18 protein-coding genes are annotated in these 23,536 nt (G+C 62.9%); 8 read left to right on the top strand and 10 right to left on the bottom strand.

Annotation, left to right across the window (positions count from 1 at the left end; all coding sequences use genetic code 11):
• Window positions 1–92: 92 nt before the first annotated feature.
• The 7 genes from ACQ4V8_RS13505 (at window position 93) to ACQ4V8_RS13535 (ending at window position 8,002) form a co-directional block, all read left to right on the top strand.
• On the top strand, window positions 93–1,673 hold the full coding sequence (locus ACQ4V8_RS13505; RefSeq protein WP_436571649.1) for an AAA family ATPase: 1,581 nt from the start codon (window positions 93–95) through the stop codon (window positions 1,671–1,673).
• Window positions 1,670–2,155 (top strand): hypothetical protein, encoded by a 486-nt coding sequence (locus ACQ4V8_RS13510; RefSeq protein WP_070346981.1) that lies wholly within the window; start codon window positions 1,670–1,672, stop codon window positions 2,153–2,155. The genes ACQ4V8_RS13505 and ACQ4V8_RS13510 overlap by 4 nt, the downstream gene beginning before the upstream one ends.
• Window positions 2,156–2,164: 9 nt before the next feature.
• The gene (locus ACQ4V8_RS13515; RefSeq protein ID WP_436571650.1) at window positions 2,165–3,136 is read left to right on the top strand and encodes a hypothetical protein; all 972 of its coding nucleotides are present in this window, start codon (window positions 2,165–2,167) and stop codon (window positions 3,134–3,136) included.
• Window positions 3,133–4,914, top strand: a complete 1,782-nt coding sequence (locus ACQ4V8_RS13520) for a VWA domain-containing protein (protein ID WP_436571651.1) — start codon at window positions 3,133–3,135, stop codon at window positions 4,912–4,914. The genes ACQ4V8_RS13515 and ACQ4V8_RS13520 overlap by 4 nt, the downstream gene beginning before the upstream one ends.
• Before the next feature lie 87 nt (window positions 4,915–5,001).
• Window positions 5,002–5,595 carry a hypothetical protein gene (locus ACQ4V8_RS13525; RefSeq protein ID WP_436571652.1) on the top strand — a complete coding sequence of 198 codons (594 nt, stop codon included), beginning with the start codon at window positions 5,002–5,004 and terminating at the stop codon, window positions 5,593–5,595.
• Window positions 5,592–6,971, top strand: coding sequence for a capsule biosynthesis protein CapK (locus ACQ4V8_RS13530; protein WP_436571653.1), 1,380 nt, complete (start codon window positions 5,592–5,594; stop codon window positions 6,969–6,971). Before ACQ4V8_RS13525 ends, ACQ4V8_RS13530 begins: the two co-directional genes overlap by 4 nt.
• Window positions 6,968–8,002 carry an AAA family ATPase gene (locus ACQ4V8_RS13535; protein ID WP_436571654.1) on the top strand — a complete coding sequence of 345 codons (1,035 nt, stop codon included), beginning with the start codon at window positions 6,968–6,970 and terminating at the stop codon, window positions 8,000–8,002. The genes ACQ4V8_RS13530 and ACQ4V8_RS13535 overlap by 4 nt, the downstream gene beginning before the upstream one ends.
• Window positions 8,003–8,193: 191 nt before the next feature.
• On the opposite strand, the gene ACQ4V8_RS13540 is transcribed toward ACQ4V8_RS13535, so the two are convergent.
• From ACQ4V8_RS13540 to ACQ4V8_RS13585, 10 genes are all read right to left on the bottom strand, one after another.
• Entirely contained in the window at window positions 8,194–9,480 is a 1,287-nt protein-coding gene (locus ACQ4V8_RS13540; protein WP_010397062.1) for an O-acetylhomoserine aminocarboxypropyltransferase/cysteine synthase family protein, read from the bottom strand.
• 94 nt (window positions 9,481–9,574) lie between these two features.
• Window positions 9,575–10,486 (bottom strand): carbohydrate kinase family protein, encoded by a 912-nt coding sequence (locus ACQ4V8_RS13545; RefSeq protein ID WP_436571655.1) that lies wholly within the window; start codon window positions 10,484–10,486, stop codon window positions 9,575–9,577.
• Complete coding sequence (locus ACQ4V8_RS13550; RefSeq protein WP_436571656.1) at window positions 10,483–12,126, bottom strand: alpha-amylase family glycosyl hydrolase; 1,644 nt, start codon at window positions 12,124–12,126, stop codon at window positions 10,483–10,485. Before ACQ4V8_RS13550 ends, ACQ4V8_RS13545 begins: the two co-directional genes overlap by 4 nt.
• Before the next feature lie 2 nt (window positions 12,127–12,128).
• The gene (gene malG, locus ACQ4V8_RS13555; protein ID WP_010397069.1) at window positions 12,129–13,019 is read right to left on the bottom strand and encodes a maltose ABC transporter permease MalG; all 891 of its coding nucleotides are present in this window, start codon (window positions 13,017–13,019) and stop codon (window positions 12,129–12,131) included.
• A gap of 9 nt (window positions 13,020–13,028) precedes the next feature.
• Window positions 13,029–14,540, bottom strand: a complete 1,512-nt coding sequence (gene malF / locus ACQ4V8_RS13560; protein ID WP_082261107.1) for a maltose ABC transporter permease MalF — start codon at window positions 14,538–14,540, stop codon at window positions 13,029–13,031.
• 128 nt (window positions 14,541–14,668) lie between these two features.
• The gene (gene malE, locus ACQ4V8_RS13565) at window positions 14,669–15,889 is read right to left on the bottom strand and encodes a maltose/maltodextrin ABC transporter substrate-binding protein MalE (RefSeq protein ID WP_010397072.1); all 1,221 of its coding nucleotides are present in this window, start codon (window positions 15,887–15,889) and stop codon (window positions 14,669–14,671) included.
• Between the two features lie 109 nt (window positions 15,890–15,998).
• The gene (locus ACQ4V8_RS13570; RefSeq protein ID WP_010397075.1) at window positions 15,999–17,084 is read right to left on the bottom strand and encodes an ABC transporter ATP-binding protein; all 1,086 of its coding nucleotides are present in this window, start codon (window positions 17,082–17,084) and stop codon (window positions 15,999–16,001) included.
• Between the two features lie 84 nt (window positions 17,085–17,168).
• Window positions 17,169–18,806, bottom strand: a complete 1,638-nt coding sequence (locus ACQ4V8_RS13575; protein ID WP_010397077.1) for an alpha-amylase family glycosyl hydrolase — start codon at window positions 18,804–18,806, stop codon at window positions 17,169–17,171.
• Between the two features lie 280 nt (window positions 18,807–19,086).
• Window positions 19,087–20,100: a substrate-binding domain-containing protein gene (locus ACQ4V8_RS13580; RefSeq protein ID WP_010397078.1), complete on the bottom strand. Its 1,014-nt coding sequence runs from the start codon at window positions 20,098–20,100 to the stop codon at window positions 19,087–19,089.
• A 286-nt stretch (window positions 20,101–20,386) separates the two neighbouring features.
• Window positions 20,387–21,607 carry a maltoporin gene (locus ACQ4V8_RS13585; protein ID WP_196856043.1) on the bottom strand — a complete coding sequence of 407 codons (1,221 nt, stop codon included), beginning with the start codon at window positions 21,605–21,607 and terminating at the stop codon, window positions 20,387–20,389.
• A gap of 790 nt (window positions 21,608–22,397) precedes the next feature.
• Between ACQ4V8_RS13585 and ACQ4V8_RS13590 the strand changes: the two genes are divergently transcribed.
• On the top strand, window positions 22,398–23,498 hold the full coding sequence (locus ACQ4V8_RS13590; RefSeq protein WP_010397081.1) for a patatin-like phospholipase family protein: 1,101 nt from the start codon (window positions 22,398–22,400) through the stop codon (window positions 23,496–23,498).
• Window positions 23,499–23,536: the final 38 nt, after the last annotated feature.

Consider the following 23,536-nt stretch of genomic DNA (forward strand, 5'->3'; position numbering starts at 1 on the left):
GCGGCCGAGAAGCGCAACTGTACGAATGTACAGTGAGCATCGCAGGCCGTAAATACCGACGCGCAGTAGGTTTTGACAGGCGTTAGCCAATCATGTCCGCCTTTAACTTGTTCCAGCGCCTGTCGCAAGCCCCCACCAAGCCCAAGGCCGCGCCCGCCGCGCGGCAGTTCGACGTGGCGGACCTGTACCAGGGGCCCATCGCGCTGGGAGCGGAAGGCGAGGCGCAAGCGCGGCCTTTCGATGAAAAGCTGCGCCAGGCCTATTTCTGGATCGTCAACCACGCCATCATCAGCCCCCATTACGATATCGAGTACAACGATGGCCCGTCGCAGACGTACTCCGTGGGCGACAGCCGCCGCACCCTGAACTTGCCGTCGGCGCAAAGCTATTCCAGTTTCATCTTGCTGCCGCTGCTGACGTTCGCCACGCGCCGCAAATGCCTGTTCGTCGGCGGGCCGGGGCGGGGCAAGACGGCCAGCGCGCTGCTGATGGGCGTGCTGGCCGGTTCCACCGTCAAGGAGGTGAAACGCGCCATGCAGCACGGCCACCCGCAGATGACGGTGGCCGATTTGCTGGGCAATCCGCTGCCGGCGGACCTGGTCAACGCGCAAAGCATGGACGATATCCGCATCGCCTGGCGCGCCTGGCTGGGCATGCGCGTGAAAATCGTCGATGAATACAACCGCATCCCCACGCGCACGCAAAGCGCGCTGCTCACCGTCATGGGCGACAATTACGCGGAAGTGCTGAACCATATTTACGAATGCCCGGAAGCGGCCTGGTATTTGACGGCCAACGACGACCAGGGCGGCGGTACGTACCAGGTGATCGAAGCGCTGCGCGACCGGGTCGACGTGACGGAGCAGGCGCTGGCTTTCAATCCGCGCTTCCTGAATGAACTGCTGCTGCGCGTGGAAGAAAACGTGCGGCCCGAAGAACTGGTACCGCCCGATATCATCTTCACGGAAGGCGAGGTGGATCAAATTGGCGAATCTATCCGCCAGGTGGGCATACCCGACGCCGTGCGGCGCCGCCTGGAATTTTTCGCCAGCCAGTTCGAGCTGTTCGAGACGGCCGGCGGCCAGTTCGAATACATGACCAAGGATACGGCGCGTCTGGCTGGCGCCGACCGTGGCGCCGCGCAGGCGGCCGACAATGGGCGCGACCGCCTGAAGGACCTGGGCTGCCAGACCTTGAATGGCATCTCCGTGCGCACCCTGATGGCGCTGCTGATCTACGCCAAGGCCATGGCCTACTTCCGCGGTAACGGCGAGGTGGAGCTGGAAGACTTGCGCCAGGTGCTGCCCTTCGTCCTGCATAACAAGCTGCAGCCGGACCCGGACGCGCCCTTTTTCGCGCTGCCGGAAAACGCCGCCTACCGCAGCGACAGGCTGGGCTGGTTGCGTCGCCTGTTCGACTTGTCGAACGATGAATTCAACCGCCTGGACCTGGACCGCGATGATCCGGTGGGCGTGCTGTCGGCCGAATTCGACCTGGGCCTCGATGGCGTCAGCGAGCGCGAGACCCTGGCGCGCCTGAACCGCATCGAAAAGCTGATCGGCGAACGCACCAAGGGGCGCAAACTGTATGGTCCCCTGTATGACGATCTGCTCAAGCTCAAATACCTGCACCAGCGCTATACGAATTACCGTAGCTGGCTGCGTTCGCAATGATTTACGCTCTGAATATGGATCACTGCCGAGGATATCTCTGCGCGCTTGAGAGGCTGAACAGCGAGGCCAGCGACCTGTGCGCAAGCTACGAGCTGCAGCGCCTGCCGGACGCGCCCGACCTGCTCACGGCGCTGGGCATGCGCGTGGAAGAGCATGCCTTGCACGTCATCGAGCCCGCGCGCGACTTGCCGGCGCCCCTGTGGCACCTCAAGGTGGCGCCGTGCGGGCGCGCACAACTGGAGCAGGTATGCCAGCGCTGGTTCTTCTCGTCGGCCCACATGCAGACGGCGCCGCCGGGCCGTTTTCGCGCCTGCCTCGTCGACGCATTCCTCGAAGCGCTGGACATGTCGCTGGCCGGATTCACAGTGCATGTCGTGAAGATGGCGCCGCCACCTGGTTTCTGGTACGCGATCCACTGGGACGAGATCGCGTTCGAACTGGGGGATGAACGCTATCTGCTGCACTTCTCGCACAGCGATTGAGGAGCGGCGATGATCTCTCCTGCCTTTGCCTCGATACTCGCCGGCGGCCGCGCCCAGTTCAACGGCCGCGCTGCGGAAGCGCGCCGGCGTTTTCCATCGCTCGACATGGCCGCCTTCGGCGCTTTCCTGCACGATGGCGTCGATCCGCTGGTAGTGGCCGTAGCCGACGCTGCGCCTGAGCGCGCAGGCGGCGTCACCCTGGCCGCCTACGACATGGCTCTGGAGCTGGTGGGCCACGGCTTGGCGGGGCCGACGGCGAAAAATTTCTTCCTCAACACCGTCTGGCGCGAACTGGCACCGCAATTTTCCCCTCTGCTGGCGACGGCGCCCGTCGAGGTGCTGGGCATGCTCAGCAACGCCGCCATCCATATAGCCTCCGTGGCGGGCGCGCGTCCCGCGCAGTGGCAGCGCGAGCTGGCCGCCCTGGCAGCGCAGATCGCCACGCTGGCGCAGCTGCGCGCCGTTGGCCAGGTGCTGGCCTGGCGCGCCGGTGTCGCGCATTTCCGCCTGGGCGCGCTGGCCGCCGCCGATACCTTGCCGCCAGCCTTGGCGCTGGCCGCCTTTGGCGAGCCCGGTGCGCAGTGGCCGCAGGTGCATGCGCAGTTGCTGGCGAATCCCTGGCGCGGCAATGCCGAGGGCAGGGATTTTGGCAGCTTCAGCGGCCTCGGTGGTGCTTTCGGCACGCCGCCGCAAGTGCGAGCGACAAAGGACGGTTTTGTCGTGCGCAGCGCCGAGCGCCACTACCTGCTGGTGGCCGATGCCTGCGGCGCCGTGCTGCACAGTGCCACGGCGCAGGAGTTCGAGCAGGCGCCAAACGAGCTGCCATCGTCCGTGCGCGTCGATGGTGCGAGCCTGCATATCGGCGCGCGCAGCATCGCGCTCGACCTACCCGCCGGCGACATCGCGCTTGCCGCCAATGCGCATACAGTTGCCATCACGTCGCCGTGGACGCACGCGATCCGCTTGCTGCCGCTCGCATGAAGAAGGACGCTGAACCCGCCCTGATCGACGCCTGGCAGGCTGCCTGGCCCGAGGCCCTTGCCGTGTGGAGCAAATTTACGCGCTTGCGCGACCCGAGCCTGTGCGCCAGCCGCGTCGAGGCCAGCAAGAAGGGGCTGTCCGGCAGCTTCGCCATGATCCGTTTGCTGGACCAGACCATCGTGGTGGACTTGCCGCTGGTGACGGAGCTGGGGCTGGACGACTATGCGCTGGAAGTGCTTGCGCATGAAATCGGCCACCATATCCTCGCGCCGGGCAGCGCCAGTGACCAGTTCCGCCTGCTGGCGCGCATGCGCCGCGCCTTGCCCACTTTGGAACAGCACGCGCCCATGGTGGCCAACCTGTACACGGACCTGTTCATCAACGACCGGCTGCAGCGCCAGGCAAATTTGCGCATGGCCGACATTTATCGCAAGCTGCAACAGGGCCGCGAGCCTTCGCCGGACGGCAAGGCCAGGGCCAGCGGCGGCGTGTGGACCCTGTACATGCGCATCTATGAAAACCTGTGGCAGCTGGAAAAGGGCGAGCTGGGTGGCGCCAATGTGGATGAGCGCCTCGATACGGACGCCTGGCTGGGCGCGCGCCTGATACGCGTGTATGTGAATGACTGGATGCTGGCGGCGGGGCGCTTTGCCACCTTGCTGTTGCCGTACCTGGTGGACGACACGGATGCCTTGGGTGGCAGTCTTGACCCCAGCCGCTACCTGCAGGACACACGCGACGCGGCCCGTGGCTGCCAGACGTATGGCGCGCAGCAGATCGAGGATGACGAAGAGGGCGGCGCCATCCATCCCGTGCACGACAAGCGCATCTCCGGCCTCGATGGCGAGGAGCCGCAAGCCGAGGCGCCGGCCAGGCCGGGTAGCGGCCAGTTGCGCGAGCCGTTCGAGCTGGGCGACATTTTGAAGGCCTCGGGCATCAACCTGAGCGACCATGAGATCGCTATCCGCTACTACCGCGAGCGCGCCTTGCCGCACCTGGTGGCGTTTCCCAGCCGCCCCGCGCCCGAGTCGCAGGAGCCGCAGATGGAAGGGCTGGAAGCGTGGGAAATCGGCGACCCTTTGGAAGACATCGACTGGCTGCAATCGGTGATGCAGTCGCCGCGCCCCGTGCCCGGCGTGACCACCATGCGCCGCGTGGTTGGCCGCGAACCGGCGCGCGCCATCGACGCCGTGCCCGTCGACCTGGACATGTACGTGGACAGTTCCGGCTCCATGCCCAACCCGCAGGCGCACACCTCGTTCCTGACCCTGGCTGGCGCCGTCATCGCCTTGTCCGCCCTGCGCGCTGGCGCGAAGGTGCAGGTGACCTTGTGGAGCGGCAAGAATGAGGTGATGCAGACGCCAGGTTTCGTGCGCGACGAAGACATGATCCTGGGCGTGCTGACGGAATTTTTTGGCGGCGCCACCTGTTTCCCCATCCACTGTCTGCGCAAGACCTTTGCGGGCAAGCGCGAACGGCAAGCGCATATTCTGATGATTTCCGACGATGGCATCACCACCATGTTCGACGACGATGAACTGGGCAACAGCGGCTGGGATATTTCCGCCAAGGCGCTGGCGCAGGGCGGCGCGGGTGGCACCATGGCCCTGAACCTGGAGCGCGGCTGGGATGGCGCGGCCAGCCACACGTGGCTGCAGCAGACCTATGAAACCCTGAAACGCGCGCGCCGCGAACAGGGCTGGGATATCCACGCCGTCGAGCGCTACGAGGACTTGCTGGACTTTGCGCGTGCGTTCAGCCGCAGGCATTATGTATAAATTACCCCAACGTCTAAACCTGGGGTCGGACCCTCAGGGTCCGACCCCGGCACTTGCATTGTGGGGTTGGAATTTCAAAGCAAAACGATGAATACTCCTGGCCCATTGCTCGAAACCCTGACCCACCGCCTGGCCGACACCCCCGTCGAGTTCCTCGCCGAGCCCCGCATCGCCGGCGTCGCCAACGCGCAGGCGGTGGCGGTTGCTGCACTGGTCAACGACATTTTGCTGCTGCATGGCACCCGCGCGCCGGCCGCGTCACTGCAGGGTTTTATCGGCGCGCAAGTGAAGGCGGACCGCAATCGCCTGGCGCTGGCCATGATCTTGTGCTGGCTGCTGGCCGACGAGTGGTTCATCGGCCAGCAATTGCGGCAGCAGGATTTGCTGCAGGTACTGGGCGAGACGGCACGCGAACTGGCCGCCGCCACGCCAGCCCACCAGTTCACGCACGACCCGGAGCGGCGCGAGGAGCTGGCGCGCATCGTGCTGGCGCGCCTGGCCTTTCGGCCCCGTGACGAAAGCGTGGCGCAGGCGACGGACAGATTGTCCGCCATCAGCGGCACGCAGCGCCGCCGCCTGCTCGAAGCGAGCCGGCTAGCCGAACAGCGCGCGCGGGAGATCCGCGAGGCGCTGGCGAAGAAGGCGGCCGAGGAATCGGCCGACAAGTGGTCGCGCGAATGACGCTCGCTGGCAAACCTGATGTCAATCTGCCGGGCGGCGCCTGGGAATCGGACCGCGACTACTGTCCCACGCTGACGCAAGCGGGTGCGCGCATGCTGGAAAAACTGCGCAGCCATCCTTGCGCGCCCCAGTACCGCAACCGCAGCGGCAACAAGCTGCTGGCCGGGGAGGTTGAAGCGCTGCGCGCCTATGAGCAGGAAGTCATGCAGGCGGTAGTCGCTTGGAGCGCGGCCGCGCCGCCATCCTGGCTGCCGGATTTTCTCAGGGCGACTTATGCCACGGTGCCCTACTATTGTGCCTGCGGTTCGCCACCGGCGCGTCTCATCGATGCAACGCCCATCAGCCGCGCCGAATTGGCGCACGATATCGCCGCCTTCGTGCCCGACAATGCGGACTTGGCGCGCATGATCAATTTCCAGACCACGGGCACCACGGGCCACCCGTTGCTGATCGCTTCGCACCCGCTGGTGGCGGGGCGCTACCTGGCCTTCCACAAGCGCGCGCTGCGGCGTTTTGGCGTGACCTTGCGCCATGGTGCGGGACAGGTGGGCGTCATGCTGCTGGGGCATCAGCGCCGCTGCTTCACCTATGTCTCCGTCACGCCCACGATGGACGAATCGGGCCTGGCGAAGATCAACCTGCACGTGGACGACTGGCGCGAGCCGGATAACCGCGCGCGCTACCTGGACGCCATGGCGCCCGAATTGATCGCGGGCGACCCTATTTCGTTTGCCGAGCTGCTGACCTTGTCCATGACGCACAAGCCGGCCGCGCTGCTGTCCGTGTCGATGATGCTGTTGCCCGGCATGCGGGCGCGCCTGGAAGAACGTTTCGGCTGCCCCGTGCTCGACATCTATTCGCTCAATGAAGTGGGTCCCGTGGCCGTCTACGACGAACAGGCGGGCGGCCACGTGCTGCTGCAGCACCGGCTGTACGTGGAAATCCTCGACAGGGAAGGGCGGCCCGTGGCCGACGGGGAGCGCGGCGAAATCACCGTGACGGGCGGTTTTAACTTTTGCCTGCCCCTGGTGCGCTACCGCACGGGCGATTACGCGTCGCTGACGCATGGACCACACGGTCCCGTGCTGGTGGGCCTGGCGGGGCGCAGCCCTTTGCGCTACAGGATGATCAACGGCGAATGGATCAACAATATCGACATCACGCACGCCCTGAAGCCGCTGGCCATCGCCCTGTTCGGCGTGCACCAGCAGGGCGACGGCAGTGTCGTACTGCGCCTGGCGCCGGGCGCCATGCCGCAAGCCGATCGGGCGCGCACCTTGCTCGCGCCCTTTTTCGGCGCCATTACGGTCGAGACTTTGCAGGCGCAAGACAAGATCATTCAATACACCTCGGATTTGCAGGACGCAATGGCATGAACCTTTATAAACGCGGCCTCGTGGTAGGCAAATTCTGCCCGCTGCACAAGGGCCACGAACTGTTGATCAATCGTGCGCAGGAGGCCTGCGAAGAGCTGCTGGTGCTTAGCTACACCAAACCCGAATTTCCCGGCCTGGACCCGGCGCGCCGGGAACGGTGGCTGCGCGCGCAGTTCCCGCAGGCGCATATCGTCGTGCTGGACGATGCGCGCCTGGCCGCCCTGTGCGCGGTGCGCTGCGTGCCTGCGCGTTCGCTGCCGCACAATGACGACGAGGGCGACGAGCATCGCCACTTCATGGGCTGGCTGTGCTGGACGGTGCTGGCGCTACCCGTCGATGCCGTGTTCAGCAGCGAAGACTATGGTCCCGGCTTTGCGGGCGTGCTGGAACGGCATTACGCGATGGGAGCGGTAGCGCATGTCAGCGTGGACCCGGCGAGAACGCTGGTGCCCGTGTCAGGCACCTTGGTGCGACAAGACCCGCAGGCGCGCAGCGCCTTCCTGTCACCCATTGTGCGCGCCGATTTGGTTACGCGCGTGTGCGTGCTCGGAGGCGAATCGAGCGGCAAGACGACCCTGACGCAGGCGCTGGCGCGGCATTTCGAGACGGAATGGGTGGCCGAATATGGCCGCGAACTGTGGGAAAGCCAGGATGGCGTGCTGGGCTATGATGATCTGCTGAAGATCGGCCGGGAACAGCTGCGCCGCGAAGCGCAGACGCTATTGGCTGCGCGGCGCTGGCTGTTTTGCGATACCTCGCCCCTGACCACCTATTTTTACTGCATCGAGATGTTCGGCAAGGCCGAGCTGGAGCTGGCGCAACTGGCCGAGCATGGCTACGACCTGGTGCTGCTGTGCGCGCCCGATTTCCCCTTCATTCAGGACGGCACCCGCCGCGACGGGAATTTCCGCGCGCGCCAGCATGCGTGGTATCAGGCCGAGTTGGCGCGGCGGGGGATCGCCTTTGTCAATGTGTCAGGTTCGGTGGATGAGAGGATCAGGCAGGTGGCGCAGTTGCTGGCGCCGCGATAGCCGGAAATATGGCGCTTGCCAGCGTCAGTGTGGGAAACGAAAGGCGGCATCATCAAGGGCGTCGGTCGCCACCCTGAACAAGCTTGATGCGACGCTGCCCACTGAACTGCGGTGCGCGGGCAGCCCAGGCAGCGGAAGGGAGCGACATGCCGCCGGTGATGGCATGCACAGCCCTCCGGACTACATGTTTCTTAGGCCGCGCTCAAGGCCTGTTCCAGGTCTTCGCGCAAGTCGTCGATATGCTCGATGCCGACCGACAGGCGCAGCATGTCTTCGGACACGCCCGCCTTGGCCAGTTCTTCGGCATTGAGCTGGCGGTGCGTGGTCGACGCCGGGTGGGTGGCCAGCGACTTGGCGTCGCCGATGTTGACCAGGCGCGTGAACAACTGCAGGGCGTCGAGCACGCGGGCGCCGGCCGCGCGCGGATCTTCGCCAGCGGCCAGTTTCAGGCCGAAGGACAAAATGCCCGAGGCGCGGCCTTGCATGTATTTTTTCACCAGCGCGTGGTCCGGGTGGTCTTCCAGGCCCGCGTAGTTGACCCAGGCGACTTTCGGATGCTGCTTCAGGTGCTTGGCCAGGGCCAGCGTGTTATCGCAGATGCGGTCCATGCGCAGGGCCAGCGTTTCGATGCCCTGGATCAGCTGGAAGGCGCTCAAGGGCGAAATCGCCGCGCCCATGTTACGCAGCGGGACCACGCGCGCGCGGCCGATGAAGGCTGCCGGGCCGAATGCTTGCGTGTAGACGACGCCGTGATACGACACATCGGGTTCGTTCAGGCGCTTAAAGCGCTCCTTGTGCTCGGCCCACGGAAATTTGCCGCTGTCGACGATGGCGCCGCCCACGGTGGTGCCGTGGCCACCCAAGTATTTGGTCAGTGAATGGACGACGATATCGGCGCCATGTTCGATGGGGCGGAACAGATACGGGCTGGGCACGGTGTTGTCGACGATCAGCGGGATACCGTGTGCATGCGCGATTTCGGCCAGTTTCGCCACGTCCGTGACATTGCCCAGCGGGTTGCCGATCGATTCGCAGAAGATGGCCTTGGTGCGGCTGTCGATCAGGGCGGCGAAGGTCTCGGGCTGGCGCGCGTCGGCGAAGCGCACTTCGATGCCGATCTGCGGCAGGGTGTGGGCAAACAGATTGTAGGTGCCGCCATATAGTTGGCTGGCGGAGATGAAATTGTCGCCCGCTTCCGTGATGGTCTGGATCGCATAAGTGATGGCTGCCATGCCTGAAGCGACGGCCAGCGCGGCGACGCCGCCTTCCAGCGCAGCAACCCTCTTTTCCAGCACGTCCTGCGTGGGATTCATGATGCGCGTGTAGATATTGCCAGCCACTTTCAAGTCGAACAGGTCGGCGCCATGCTGGGCATTGTCGAAGGCATAGGCCACTGTCTGGTAGATGGGGACGGCGGCGGCCTTGGTGGTCGGGTCGGGGGTGTAGCCGGCGTGCACGGCCAGGGTTTCGATTCTCATGTGGTCTCCGGTGTCGATGGTGTGCGGTGGTGAAATCCGCAGCCATTGTGCCATGCGCACCTTAACTCATTGCAACGCTTGATAGAATATTAAGTCATAAGCTAGTGCTGTCTTGATATAAGTCATGCAGTTCTGCCAGCGCGATGAAACGTTCATGCGTGCCATGCTGCGCGCAGGCAAACGCGCCGCCGATAGCGCCGCGGCGCATGGCCTCGTCCAGCGGTCGTCCATCGAGCCAGGCATGCAAAAAGGCGGCCACAAACGAGTCGCCCGCGCCATTCGTGTCCACCACGGGCAGCTTCAATCGCGCCGCCGGAGTGTGGCGCACGGACGCGCTGCCCCGTTCCAGCACATACGCACCCTGCGCGCCGGCCATGGCGATGACAGCCTGTGCGCGTCCCTGCGCGACTATCGTGCGCATGACCGATTCCGTGCGCTCGCCCAGCGCGGCCGTACTGAGAAAGACCAGGTCGGCGCGCAGCGCAAAGACCTTGTGGTGCGCGTTGATTCCATCCCAGTCGTGCAAATCGGTCGATACCGTCGTGCCGCACGCTTGCGCGTCGTCAAACAGTTCGGCCACCCAGCCCATGATGGAAAAGTGCGCGTGGCGCGCCGGTCCCAGGTAGGGAAGATAAAAGGCGGCCGGCATGCGTACGTCTTGCCGATGGCGGCCGTCGTACAGCGACAGCCGGCGCCCTTGCGGGTCGACCAGGTTGACGCTGCGCCGCGTGCCAGACGGTTCGACGATGTGTGAAAAATCGAGCTTTGCCTCTTTATAGCGTTGCAGGATGGCCGCGCCTTGCGCGTCGTCGCCGATGAAGTCGATGAACTTGCAGCGCAAGCCCAGCGCATGGCAGCCGAGCGCCACGCCATTGCCCGTGTGCGCCACGTAGTCGTGGATGGGGGGCACGTGCACGGAATCGGCGACGGGCAATTGCAGGTCGGGGACGCGCACGATGGTGTCGATGCCGGCGCCGCCGACCACTACTATGTCATAGGTACTCATGGTGCAGCTTTCTCCAGCAGGACGGTGCCGGCCGCGTTCACGGCGACGGCGCCATCTTTGACGATATAGGTTTGATTGGCGTAGGCGTCGCGCAGCAGGGCGCCATCGGCGAACACGCCGTGCACCTTCAGGTCGAGCGCGCCTTGCGCTTCGGGCACGGCGATGACGGCGTCGTCCTTCATCACGCGGGCAAACGCATACGGTTTCTCGTCGATCAGGCGATGCTCGCCGCGCGCCAGGGCAGGGTGGCGCAGACGGAACTGGCCCAGCTTGCGCGCATGCGCCAGTATGGCCGCATCCATGGTTGTCCAGTTCATGTCGGAGCGCGTGGCCTGCTGTTCGTCGCCGATGGGTGCCGCGCCAGGCTGGCGACCGCTTTCATCGCCGTAGAACAGCTGCACGCCACCGGGTGCCAGCAACAGGGCGGACAAGCCATGTTTCAGTTCCTTGCGCGGGAACAGGCTGGTATCGTGCGAAGAGATATACGACAGGATGTCGTAGCGGGGACTCTTATTCAGCAAGCCCGCGTACCGGCGGTAGACGCCATCGATGCTTGCCCAGTCGCCGCCGGCGCGGTGTTGAAAGTCGAAATTGATCATCGAGTCGAAGCCGGCATCGAACCAGCTGCTGCGTTCGGGGCCATGGCCCCACGCTTCGCCCGTCATCCAGAACGGCGCGTCATCAATCTTTTGCTGCGGATGGCGCGCCTTCCAATCCCTGAGGGCATCGGTGGCCGCCGCGCGCAGGGCCAGCCAGCTGGCCGGCTCCACGTGCTTGACGGTGTCGGCCCTGAAACCGTCGACGCCGAATTCGCGCACCCAGTCGGCCAGCCAATGAACAAGGTAAGAACGTACTGTCGCATCGGGCAGGGCCACGGCGCGCGTGTCGCTTTTACGCTGCAGTATTGGTGGCAAGCCCACGGCTTTGCCGCTCTCCGTGCGGAAGTCGGGCAGATAGGCCAGTTGCATGGTGACATCATCCTGGCCGCCCTCGCGATAGCCGGGCAAGCCCGCGCGCACCCAGTCCGGCCCCCACCACTGCGCGAATGCGAAGTTGTTGTAGTCGATGAAGCTGTGATAATCACGCAAGCCGGCCTTCTCGTGGCCGGGCCACAGCACGGGCACCTTGTATTGCGCCAGGGTGCGCAAGTCCGCGTAGCCGGGGTGGTTCAGCACCACGTCGAACAGCACGCGGATGCCTTGTGCGTGCGCCGTGTTGATCATCTCGCGCAATTGTTCGCGCGTGCCCATGTTGGCGTCCATGGTGGTGTAATCGAGCGCCCAGTAGCCGTGGTAGGCGTAGTGCTGGAATTGCTGCTTGCCGCCCACCACCCAGCCGTGTATCTGCTCGTACGGCGCCGTGATCCACAGGGCGTTGACGCCCAGGTCTTGAAAATAGCCGGCTTTCAGCTGTTGCGTGATGCCGGCGATGTCGCCGCCGTGAAAGCTGCCCACATCGCCGCCTTGCGGGTCGGCCGCGCGGTCATAACTATGGTCGTTGCCGGGATTGCCGTTGGCGTAACGGTCCGTTACGACGAAGTAGACGATGGGGTTGTCGGAGAATTTTTCCGAACCCTCGCTCCCTGCGTGCGCCGAAGCGCACAGGAGCAGGGCGGTCAGCGTCGTCAGGGAGCGTCGCATGGTCAGCCCTTTACGCCGCCAGCCGTCAGGCCCGAGATCATCCATTTTTGCGCCAGCAGGAACACGGCCGTGATGGGCAGGCCGGACAAAATGGCCGCCGCGGCGAAGTCGCCCCATAGGTATTTTTGCTCGTACAGGAACAGCTTCGAACCGACGGCCAGGGTCAGGTTGTTCTGTTCATGCAGCAGTACGGAGGCGATCGGATATTCGATGATGGCGCCGATGAAGGACAGCAGGAAGACCACCATCAGGATCGGTACCGTCATCGGCAGCAGCACGTAGATGAACGCCTGCCATTGCGTGGCGCCATCGACCTTGGCCGCTTCCTCGATTTCGATGGGGATGGTTTGATAGTAGCCCTTGATGGTCCAGATATGCAGGGCGATGCCGCCCGTGTAAGCGAGCACCAGGCTGCCGTGGTGGTCGATGCCCAGCCATGGCACGTAATTACCCAGCACATCGAAGATGGCGTAGATGGCCACCAGTGCCAGCACGGCGGGGAACATCTGCAGCAGCATCAGTGCCGACAGGGTTTGCGACTTGAAGCGGAACTGCATGCGCGCGAACGCATATGCGCAGGTGGTCGACAGCAGCACGGTGACGGTGGCGCTCATGCTGGCCACCTTGATGGAATTCCACAGCCACAGCAGCACGGGGAAGTCCGGCTCGACCAGGGTGCCGTTGGGCGCCTGGTAAGACATGCCCAGCGCCAATCGCCAGTGCTCTAAGCTGATCTCGGGCGGGATCAAACTGCCCGAGGCGAAGTTACCGGGCCGCAATGAGATCGACAAGATCATCAGGAAGGGAAACATCACCAGCGCGATCAGCGCGATCACGGCGACGTGGGCCGCCAGGATGCGCCAGCGGTTGGAACGGTCGACAACGATAGCCATTACTGTCCTTTATGCTTTGTTCATGCGCGTCAGGCGCATGTTGACCAGCGAAATCGCGGCCACGAGGAAGAAAATCAGGGTCGAGATGGCGGCGGCCAGGCCAAAGTTCTGTCCGGAATCCTCGAACGCGATGCGGTAGGTATAGGACACGAGCAAGTCCGTCGTGCCGGCCGGTAAGGTGGTGTCGAGGAAATCGGGACGCCCGCCCGTCAGCAAGCTGATCAGCACGAAATTGTTGAAGTTGAAACCCAGGCTGGCCACCATCAAGGGCGTCAGCGGCTTGATGATCAACGGCAGGGTGATCTTGAAGAAATTCGTCAGCGGTCCCGCGCCGGCCAGGGCCGAGGCTTCGTACAGGTCCGACGGGATCGCCTTGATCAAGCCCATGCACACGACCATCATGTAGGGGTAGCCGAGCCAGGTGTTGACGATCAAAATCATGGCCTTGGCCAGCGTGGTGTCCGAGAACCAGGCGGGCTTGATGCCGAACAGGGCGTCGAGCACGAGGTTGATTTCACCAAAGTTATTGTTGAACAGCCCCTTGAAGACCAGGATGGAAATGAAACCGGGCACGGCGTACGGCAGGAACAGCAGGGTGCGGTACAGGCCGCGGAAGCGCAGCGCATCCCAGTTCAATAGCACGGCCAGCACCATGCCCAGGCCCGTCGTGGTGGCCACGCTGATCAAGGCGAAAACGATGGTCCAGACGAAAATGCGCAGGAAGGGGCCGCGGAACGCTTCGTCGGAAAAGATCTTCACGAAGTTGGCGAAGCCCACGTTGACCTTGAAGCCCGGTTCCAGTTTCGTGCCATCGGGCATTTCATAAAAGCCTGTTTTGAAGTTCGGTTTGACCAGTTCGCCCGTGGCGATTTTTTTCAGGGTTTTGTCGGGCAGTTGCTTGTAGACATGCGCGACGGGGCCGAATTCGCGCAAACCGACCATGCGCAGCTCGATTTTGTTCGGCATGACGAGGGTGAGCTGTTTCAAATCCTTTTGCAGCGCGATGATGTCCTTGATGGGCAGCGGCGGGGCCAGCACGGGCGCCTGCACGGGGTCGGCCGGCGCCACCTCCACGGTCAAAGGTACGGCGCGCTTCAGGGCCAGCGGCTCGGACAGCAGCACGTCGCCCGTGTCCGGGCTTTCCAGGCGTAAGCGATATTGCTTGTTGTCCTGGTGCACGGTCAGCGCGTAGCCCGTGCTTTCCACGCGCTGCGTCTCGTCGAGCAAATATTGCGTGGCCCGCTCATAGGTGAGCAGGTTGCGCGAACTGAAATTGGTAAAGCCGATCGACACCGTGTACACCATCGGCAGCACCACGAAGACGATGACCGCCGTGATGCCGGGAAACAGATAACGGTAGGCATAGGCGCGCGGCGACGTGAAGACAAACGTCGTCAGGGTCAGCAAGCCGAGGAAAACGGCGGCCAGCATGGTCTGGCCGGAAATGTACAACATGAAGAGCAGATACAGACCCAGCGCCATGCTGATGGTCAATACCGTAGGGCCGATAAACTTGCGCACGATGGATACCTGTAATGATACGTAGGTCGGATTAGGCCCAAAGGGCCGTAATCCGACAACATTGTTGGCGGCACATGTCGGATTACGCGCTACACGCTAATCCGACCTACGCTCAAACAAAATATGGCTTAATTGGCCGTCGTAATCCGCTTCGCCGCCGCGTCCAGGCCATCCTTGGTGGACTGGCGGCCTTGCGTGATGTTTTCCAGCGCCGATTGCATCGATGACCAGAAGCGGCCCATTTCCGGGTTGTTCGGCATCGGGCGGCCCGCTTGCGCGCTTTCCATCGTCGCCTGGATGTTCGGATTGGTTTTCAATTCGGCGAACAGCACCTTGTTCGCTGGCGTGCCCAGCGGGACGTCGGCGTTGATGGTTTTCAGACCATTGAGCTGCAGCACCTGGTTTTCCAAAAATTCTGTCGCCAGGTCCTTGTTCGGGCTGGCTTTCGACACCATCGCGCCCAGCACGCCCACGAATGGGGTGGCCGTCTTGCCGGCCACGGTAGGAATCGTTGCCACACCGTAATTAATTTTCGATTTGCGCGCGTTGTCCCACGACCATGGGCCGTTGATCATCATGGCGATCTTGCCCTGGTTGAAGCCCGCTTCCATCTCGGCATAGCCGGCGCCCTTCGGCATGGCGCCGCTGTTGATCAGGGTCATCAGCGCGTTCACGCCCGCCTGCGAACCGGCATTGTTGACACCCGTCTTGGCCGCATCGTAGCGGCCGTCGCTCTTGACTTCAAACGGGAAGCCGCCGCCCGCGCCCAGCAAAGGCCAGGTGAAATAGGTATTCGTGTAATCCCACAGGATGGCTTTCTTGCCTTGTGCCGACAGTTTTTTGTCCAGCGCGGCGATTTCCTCGAACGTCTTGGGCGGATTCGGCACCAGATCCTTGTTGTAGACGAGGGCCACGGCTTCGATGGAGATCGGATAGCCCCAGGTCTTGCCGCCCACGGTAAAGGCGTTCCATGCCAGCGGCAGGATGGCGGCGCGCGCTTCCTTGCTTGGCGTCACTGGTTGCAGCAAGCCGGCGTCAATCCAGCCGCCGATGCGGTCATGCGGCCAGATCCAGATGTCCGGGCCCTTGCCGGCGGCCGCTGCCTGCTGAAATTTGTTCGGCGCATCTTCCGGGTGTTCGACGACGACCTTGATGCCCGTCTTCTTGGTGAATTCCTCGCCGACCTTGGCCAGGCCCTTGTAGCCTTTGTCGCCATTGATCCAGATCAAGAGGGTACCTGCTTCGGCCGCGTTTGCCATGCTGGCGGCGGCCAGGTTGCCGATGCCGGCCAGGGCGGCGGCGATCAGGGTGGTCTTGATGAAGCTGCGTTTCGCGTGTGTGACGGACATGTCAATCTCCAGTATCTTTTTTTATGCTAAGTTTATGTTGAGTATCAAGGCTGAAACGATGCAACCAGGCCAGGCGGCGCCTGTAGCGCCTGGCCCCTTAAGTTCGCAATCAGGTACGGGTCTGGCCGTGTTCGTCGAACACGTGGACGCGCGCGGGCGCTACCTGCAGCGCCACGCATTGGCCTATGGCCCAGTTTGTATCGGCATCGGCGCGCACCACGAGCGGCTCGTCGCTGCCCGCTACCTGTACATACAAATAGCTGATGTCGCCCAATTTTTCCACCGCCTGCACGGTGGCCGTGATGGCGCTCGCCACACCGGGCGCGCACGCCTGCACGTGTTCGGGGCGCGCGCCGATGGTGACTTGTGTGCCGGTGGCCAATGGCTGTGTCAACGCCGCCTGCAGCATGCCGCCCGCATTCGTGGCGATGCTGGCCACGCCGTCGACGACACTGTGGATATTGCCTTTGAGAAAGTTCATGCGGGGCGAACCGAGGAAGCCGGCCACGAACAGGTTGGCGGGGTGGTGGTACAACTCGAGCGGCGCGCCCACCTGTTCGATGCGGCCCGCGTTGAGCACGACGATGCGGTCGGCCAGGGTCATCGCTTCGACCTGGTCATGCGTGACGTAAATCATGGTCGAGCGCAATTCGCGGTGCAGATTTGCCAGTTCGATGCGCATCTGCACGCGCAGCGAGGCGTCCAGGTTCGACAGCGGTTCGTCGAACAGGAAAACGTCGGGTTTGCGCACGATGGCGCGGCCGATGGCCACGCGCTGGCGCTGGCCGCCCGACAGGTCTTTTGGTTTGCGTTCGAGCAAAGGTTCGATGCGCAGGATTTGCGCGGCGCGCTGCACGGCGTCGGCGATTTGCACGCGGCTCTGTCCGGCCAGCTTCAGGCCAAACGCCATGTTTTGCGCCACGCTCATGTGCGGGTACAGGGCGTAGCTCTGGAACACCATGGCGATGCCGCGTTTGGCGGGCGGCACGTCGTTCATGCGCGTCTTGCCAATATATAAGTCGCCGCCGCTGATTTCTTCCAGGCCGCAGATACTGCGCAGCAAGGTCGATTTGCCGCAACCCGACGGTCCCACGAAGACCATGAATTCGCCATCGGCGATCTCCAGGTCGATGCCGTGCAGGGTTTGCACGTCGCCATACGCCTTCTTCAGCCCTGCTAATTTCAGTCCCGCCATGTCGTCCTCACTGTGTCAAGCCGTCCCCGCTGATGCGCGGGGCTCGTTATTGTAATTGGCGGCACGGCCGCCAAAGCCTGCGATTTACGCCAGGGTGCCGAACCAGCCGCCATGCGCTGGCAGACTGATTTGCTGGCCTTCTTTGCTGCCTGGCAAGCCGTGACCGGCCAGGTCGGCCGCTGGCGCCGCATCGGGCCAGGCGAACGTGAGCGCTTGCGTGCCCAGGTTGAAGGCGGCCAGCACGGACGGTTGGCCGGGCAAGTCGCGGCGCAGGGCCAGCACGGGTTCGGGCGCATCGAAGAAGACGATGTCGCCGCCCAGCAATTGCGGTACGGTGCGGCGCCAGGCGAGGATGTTGTGCGCAAAGGTCAAGGGCGAGGCGCTATCGCGCTCTTCGACGTCAACGGCGCGCGCCAGATGCTCGGGCGGCACGGGCAGCCAGGGTTTTGCCGAACTGAAGCCGCCATGCGGCGCGTCAGCCACCCACGGCATCGGCGTGCGGCAGCCGTCGCGTCCCTTGAACTGTGGCCAGAACGGGATGCCGTACGGGTCTTGCAGCGCCTCGAAAGGAATGTCCGCTTCGGTCAGGGCCAGCTCGTCACCCTGGTACAGGCACGGCGTGCCTTTCAGCGCCGCTTGCACGGCCAGCACCACCTTGGCCAGCGATGGCGACGGGTGTTGGCCGCCCCAGCGCGTCATGACGCGCACGCTGTCGTGGTTGCCCACGGACCAGGACGCCCAGCCGTCGGCCACTTGCGCTTCGAATTCTTCCACCTGCGTGCGGATGTGCGCGGCGGAAAACTCCGCCGTCAGCAAGTTGAAACTGTAAGCCATGTGCAGCTTGTCGGCGCCCGTGTAGGCAGCCATGGTGGCCAGCGCATTGTCGTCGCCCACTTCGCCGATGGAAATGGCCTGATATTCGTCAAGCACGGCGCGCACGCGCTGCAGGTAGGCGATGTTTTCTGGCTGCGTCTTGTCGTACACGTGCGCTTGCATGCCGTACGGGTTGATGGCCGACACGCTGCTGGCGTCGCGCTGCGCGGCCGGCGGATTGTCGCGCAGCAATTGGTCATGATACGGGAAGTTGCAGGAATCGAAGCGGAAGCCATCGACACCGCGTTCCAGCCAGAAACGCAGGTTGTCCAGCTGCGTTTGCTGCACGGCCGGGTTATGGAAATTCAGGTCGGGCTGGCTGGCGAGGAAATCGTGCAGGTAGTACTGGCCGCGGCGCGGCTCCCATTGCCAGGCGGAACCGCCGAACACGGACAGCCAGTTATTGGGCGCCGTGCCATCGGGTTTCTGGTCGGCCCAGACATACCAGTCGGCCTTGGCATTGTCGCGGCTGGAGCGGCTTTCCACGAACCACGGGTGGACATCGGACGAGTGCGACAGCACCTGGTCGATCATCACTTTTAAGCCCAGTTCATGGGCGCGCGCCACCAGGCGGTCGAAATCGGCCAGGCTGCCGAACATGGGATCGACGTCGCAGAAGTTGGCCACGTCATAGCCGAAGTCTTTCATCGGCGACGTAAAGAAGGGCGAGATCCAGACGATGTCGGCGCCCAAGGCGGCGATGTAATCGAGCTTGGAGGTAATGCCGGGCAAGTCGCCAATGCCGTCGCCATTGCTGTCGAGGAAGCTGCGTGGATAAACCTGGTAAATGACGGCGCTGCGCCACCAGTCGGCGGGCAGGTGGGCGAGATTGTTCTGGATGGTCGGCATGAATGATTTCTTAAAAGTTGCCTGTAGCCTCGGCTATCAGGACAGCGCTGCTGGTTGGTAGGCGAACGTCTTATTTTAAAATTCAAAGCGCTTTGGGTATGAAATGAGTATAGTTCAAAGCGCTTTGAAAAGTAAAGCGATACGCGCGCCAGACATACGATTTTTTTATGAGGGTGATTCAGGACAACAAGATGGGTCCGACCCGCCGGGGGAATGCGTCCCAGTGGGACGCATTCCGATCACGCAGTGACCGGCCCCAGCAGTTGGCTCCAGGGGTAAATCAGGCGTGTATTACCGGTCCGGTTGACTCGCCCGGCAATAGTTCGCACGGCCACAGCTCTTGCAAGTCGGCGACGGGCGTGCCATCCATCAGGGCCAGCAGCATGTGGATCATCTTCGCGCCGGCGCCGCGCGGGTCGGGCTGGACGACGGTGGTGACGTTGTGGCCGGCCAGGGAATCTTCCATCACGCCCCAGACGATCAGCGACATCTCGCTGCCGATGGCGATGCCCGCGTCGAGCAGGGCGCGCACGGCGCCCACGCCCGACATGTGATTGTCGACGATGACGGCGGTGGGGCGGGGCGAGCGGGCCAGCAGGCGCTGCATCGCCTGGTAGCCGGCGCGGCGGTCGTGCGCATGGTCGACCAGATTGTCCGGATCGACGGCCAGGCCGCCGGCCTGCATGGCGTGCTGGAAACTCTCGACGCGCTGGCGCACGAAGTTCAGGTCTGGCGTGGCGCTGATCAGGCCGATGCGCTGGTGGCCCAGCTGCGCCAGGCGCTCGACGGCCAGGCGCATGCCCGCCTCGTTGTCGTAGTCGAACCAGGCGTGCGGCTGGTTCAGCTGCGTGCGGCCATGCGCGACAAACGGCATGCCTTGCTGCGCCAGGTAGGCGATGCGTTCGTCGTACGGTTTCGTGCGTCCGACGATCAGGCCATCGATGCGACGGCCCTTGACCATGCGTTGATAGGTGTGGAATTCATTGGTGGCCGAGGCGGGCGCGATCATCATGTCCATCTGCTGCGCTTCCAGCGCCTCCGACATGCCGCCGACGATGTCGATGAACATGGGGTCGGCCAGGTCGTTCGGCATCAGCGGGTAGATGATGCCGACGATATTCGTGCGTCCCACGGCCAGGCTGCGCGCCATGGGGTTGGGGCGGTAGCCGGCGGCCTGCGCGGCGGCCAGCACCCGCTCGCGCGTGCGTTCACTCACTTCCGGATAGCCATTCAAGGCGCGGCTGACGGTGGTTTCGGATATTCCTAGCGTTTTGGCGAGATTTTTGAGGTTCATGGATGCTGCGTCTGGGATGGGTCGGGAGCGATGCAGGGTAGTTTATCTGATAAATGCCGGAATGATCAGGGGGATGACCCGCGGCGCCAGCGCCCAAAAAAATACGCGGGCAAACCCAGGGGCGCCCGCGCTAAAAGAGGATACTGCTGAAAACACTACAGTGTAGCTGCCGGCCATCGCGTGCAGCGGCGAAATGGTGGGTCCGGATATTGCCTGCCCCTCGGTGAGCGGGCGGTGTTGCTGCCAGTGGCAGGCGCCTTGCGGCATCAGCCAATGTTGGATGCTATTACCACCAGGATTCCACCTGGAAACCCAGCGAACTGCCGTTCGTCTTGCCACCGAACACACCCGTCGTCGACAACGCCGATTCGGCAACGGCGGCCGACTGGGCTGCCTTGTTCCATTTGGCGTAGGTGTAGAAGGCGCGCAGCACGGGGCGCGACCAGAAGCTGTTGCCGGCCGACAGTTGAGGGGCAATGGTCAGCTTGGTCAGGTTGCGGCTTTCGCCGCCTTCCGGCTTGACGATGTCGTGGCCCAGTTCCACCGCCAGGCTGTAGTTGTCCGTAAAGTGGTAGACGGGACGCGCGCCGATCGAGGTCCATTTGCTGCTGACGCCCGCCGTTTCCTTGTCTTCGTAGACGAAGGTGCCCATGCCCGACCAGGCGCCTTTGGGCTGGATCATGACCTGTTCCGTCAGGCGCACGACCTTGTCATCCTTGCCGGCGCCCAGGCTGAAGCCGCCCGTGTTGGCGGCGCTGCCTTTGCCATACTGCAATGCCACCTTGTTGAAGCCGCCCAGCAGATTGCCCTGCGTATGCATGATGGTCAGCAAGTGGCCGCCGGCGATGGGGGCCGCGCCTTGCGCGTTGCGTTTCTGATTCAATTGCAGGCCCAGCGTCAGTTCACCGTCCGGGTTGACCTTGATGCCGGAAAAGCGCAAGTCGTGGGACAGGCCCATACGCTTGCTGTCGCCGTCGTCGGCCGTGCGCACGATGGCGTAGGCCAACTTGGCGGCGCCCAGGTCGATGTTTTCTAGGCCGGCGCCAGGGCCGCTGTTATTCCAGAAGTAGTAATCGGTGATGTGCACGTCCTGGCGGTCGTAGTAGCGTTTGCCGACCCAGGCGCGCGCTTCGGCGAAGGCGCCCGTGCCGATCTTGTCGGCCACCACGTTCATTTCGCGCCATGACGGGTTCGACTGCTCCCAGTCCTGATTCTGGTTGACGGAAAACGCCACCAGGGTGTTGATGCGGAAGGTGGTGCCGTTGGCTGCCTTGAAGGCTTCGCCGCCGAATTTCAGCTCGCCGTAGGTTTCGCACTCATTGCCCAGACGATACTTGGACGAGGCGCCGGCCAGGCCGAAACAGGCTTCCTTGCCGCCTTCGCTGCTGGTGCCAAAGCCCGAGCGGATGTAGCCGCCGAAGTCGATCGGCAACGCCGCCTGGGCAGCCGAAGCGCTCAAGGCCAACGCCACGGCGGCAGGCAAAGTTTTCAAGAAATGTTTGTTCATTGCGTCTCCAGTATTTTTATAGGTGTGGGATCGGTGCGCATAACTTCGCACAGCCAAAGCGCTTTAGTTATGGTTCAAAGCGCTTTGAGTATAGTTCAAAGCGCTTTGATCAGTAAACTAGTTTTGCTCTTTGAATTCTTCTTCAACTGTTGAGCTGTTGCGGAGAAACATCGAAGGCGGGTGGCGCTGCCCAATATGAACAGGCTTCCTAGGCTGATCCGTACGACCTCGGTGATGCAGAAAGGCAATCGTCGCACCGCGTCATGGCGCCGCGCGGCAGGCGTGGTCTCGGCCTGCCCGTGATCGGCTAGCGCATCATCTTGCCTTGCTGGCCCAGTGCCTGCTGTAATCGTGCAACCGTTCGTTGCTGTGGCCGTCGGGCCGCCACCGGCGGCGCAAAAATCGCGTCTTTGTGACGCATTTGCGTGCCCACCTGTATGCTCCCGCGCCATCGCGAGTCCGTCGAACAGTCTGGCGGCCGCGATGGCGGGAGTTGAGCGATATTCTGACATCAGGAATTTTTTCCCCAACATTGCAGAATATATATTTGCTGCGATGCACTACGCCACGCCGCGTATTGTCAACTTATGTCTTTTCTGAATACCCATCATGCGTCAAGTAAATTGCAAAAAAGAATTGATCTATGTTAATTTCATATCTGTTTGTGTCAGATTGCAATAGTTTCCTATTGCTACAACATGGGCATACATCAGCGTATTAAGCGTGTAGTCACCAATAATGAGGGCGCGAGCCCGGTTCCGTTCAGGGAGTGTGCATGAAGACAGCAAGCATGACGCCGCCATATCGGGCACCCGCCAAGAAACCTGCCCGCAAGACGGGCTTGCTGCTTGGTGGCGGTGCACCAAATTCCACCTTGATTGCGGGCGCGCTAGCCGCGTTTCTCGATGCAGGCATCGAATTCGATGTCATTTCGGCCTCCGGCGCCGGTGTGTTGATGGGCTTGCTTTACACCACGCCGCATCAGGCTACGCCGCGCCAAGCCTTGCAAAACTGGGCCGATACAGGCGTGGCCGACAGCATTTACAAGATGATTCCGATCAACTACAAGGTGTTCCAGAAGCCGGGCATGCACGCGAGCACCTTTCGAGACGCTTTCCAGGCGCCGGCCAACAATCCTTTTTACCAGGCATTCCAGCAAAGCTTTGCGGGCGTGCCCACTGCCTGGTCGGACTGGGGCAAGCTGATGCTGTCGTCGCTGTCGCCATCGGACCTGTCGGCGAAGAGTCTGGGATTGTGCGCGCATTTGCCTTTCCTGGAATCAGCCGTGGATTTTTCGGGCGTGGCGCATATGCGTCCCGATTTTTACATCAATGCCTATAATCTCAGCGAGCACCGCATGCAAATCTGGGGCAAGCACGAGATCGCACCGATCCACGTGCGCGCAGCCCTGTCGTTTCCTTTCTTGTATGCCCCCACGACCATCGATGGTGACGATTACATCGAAGGTGCTGCGCTCGACACGCTCAATTTCGAGCCCTTTATCGAAGGCAAGGGGGAACACCATGACGCCGACACCCTGGTCATCCTCGACATCCTCGGTGACGAACGCCTGCTGCGCAGGCCGCGCAACCTGTACGACGCCTGGGTGCGCTCCATCATCACGCCGCTGGTGAAAATTTCCAAGAGCGAATTGCGCCTGTTTGAACTCGAGCACAACACCGACGCGCGCACGGGCCAGCCCAAGCGGCGTTTGCTGAAACTCGACTTGATGGGCGGCATCCCCGAACAGCACTGGCCCGACACCCTGGACTGGTCCAGTTCGAACATGCAACTGCTGTTTGACGTGGGCCATAAGGCGGGCCTGGCATTTTGCCGCCAGCATGGCGACTTGCTGCGCCGCAAGCCTGATGCTTCCCCCCTGGCGGCCTGACGTCGCCAGTAACACGTCCCCGGCCACCTGATCGGCAG

The organism is Janthinobacterium paucivorans (assembly GCF_051380805.1).
In the GTDB taxonomy this organism is placed as follows: Bacteria; Pseudomonadota; Gammaproteobacteria; order Burkholderiales; family Burkholderiaceae_D; genus Janthinobacterium; species Janthinobacterium lividum_D.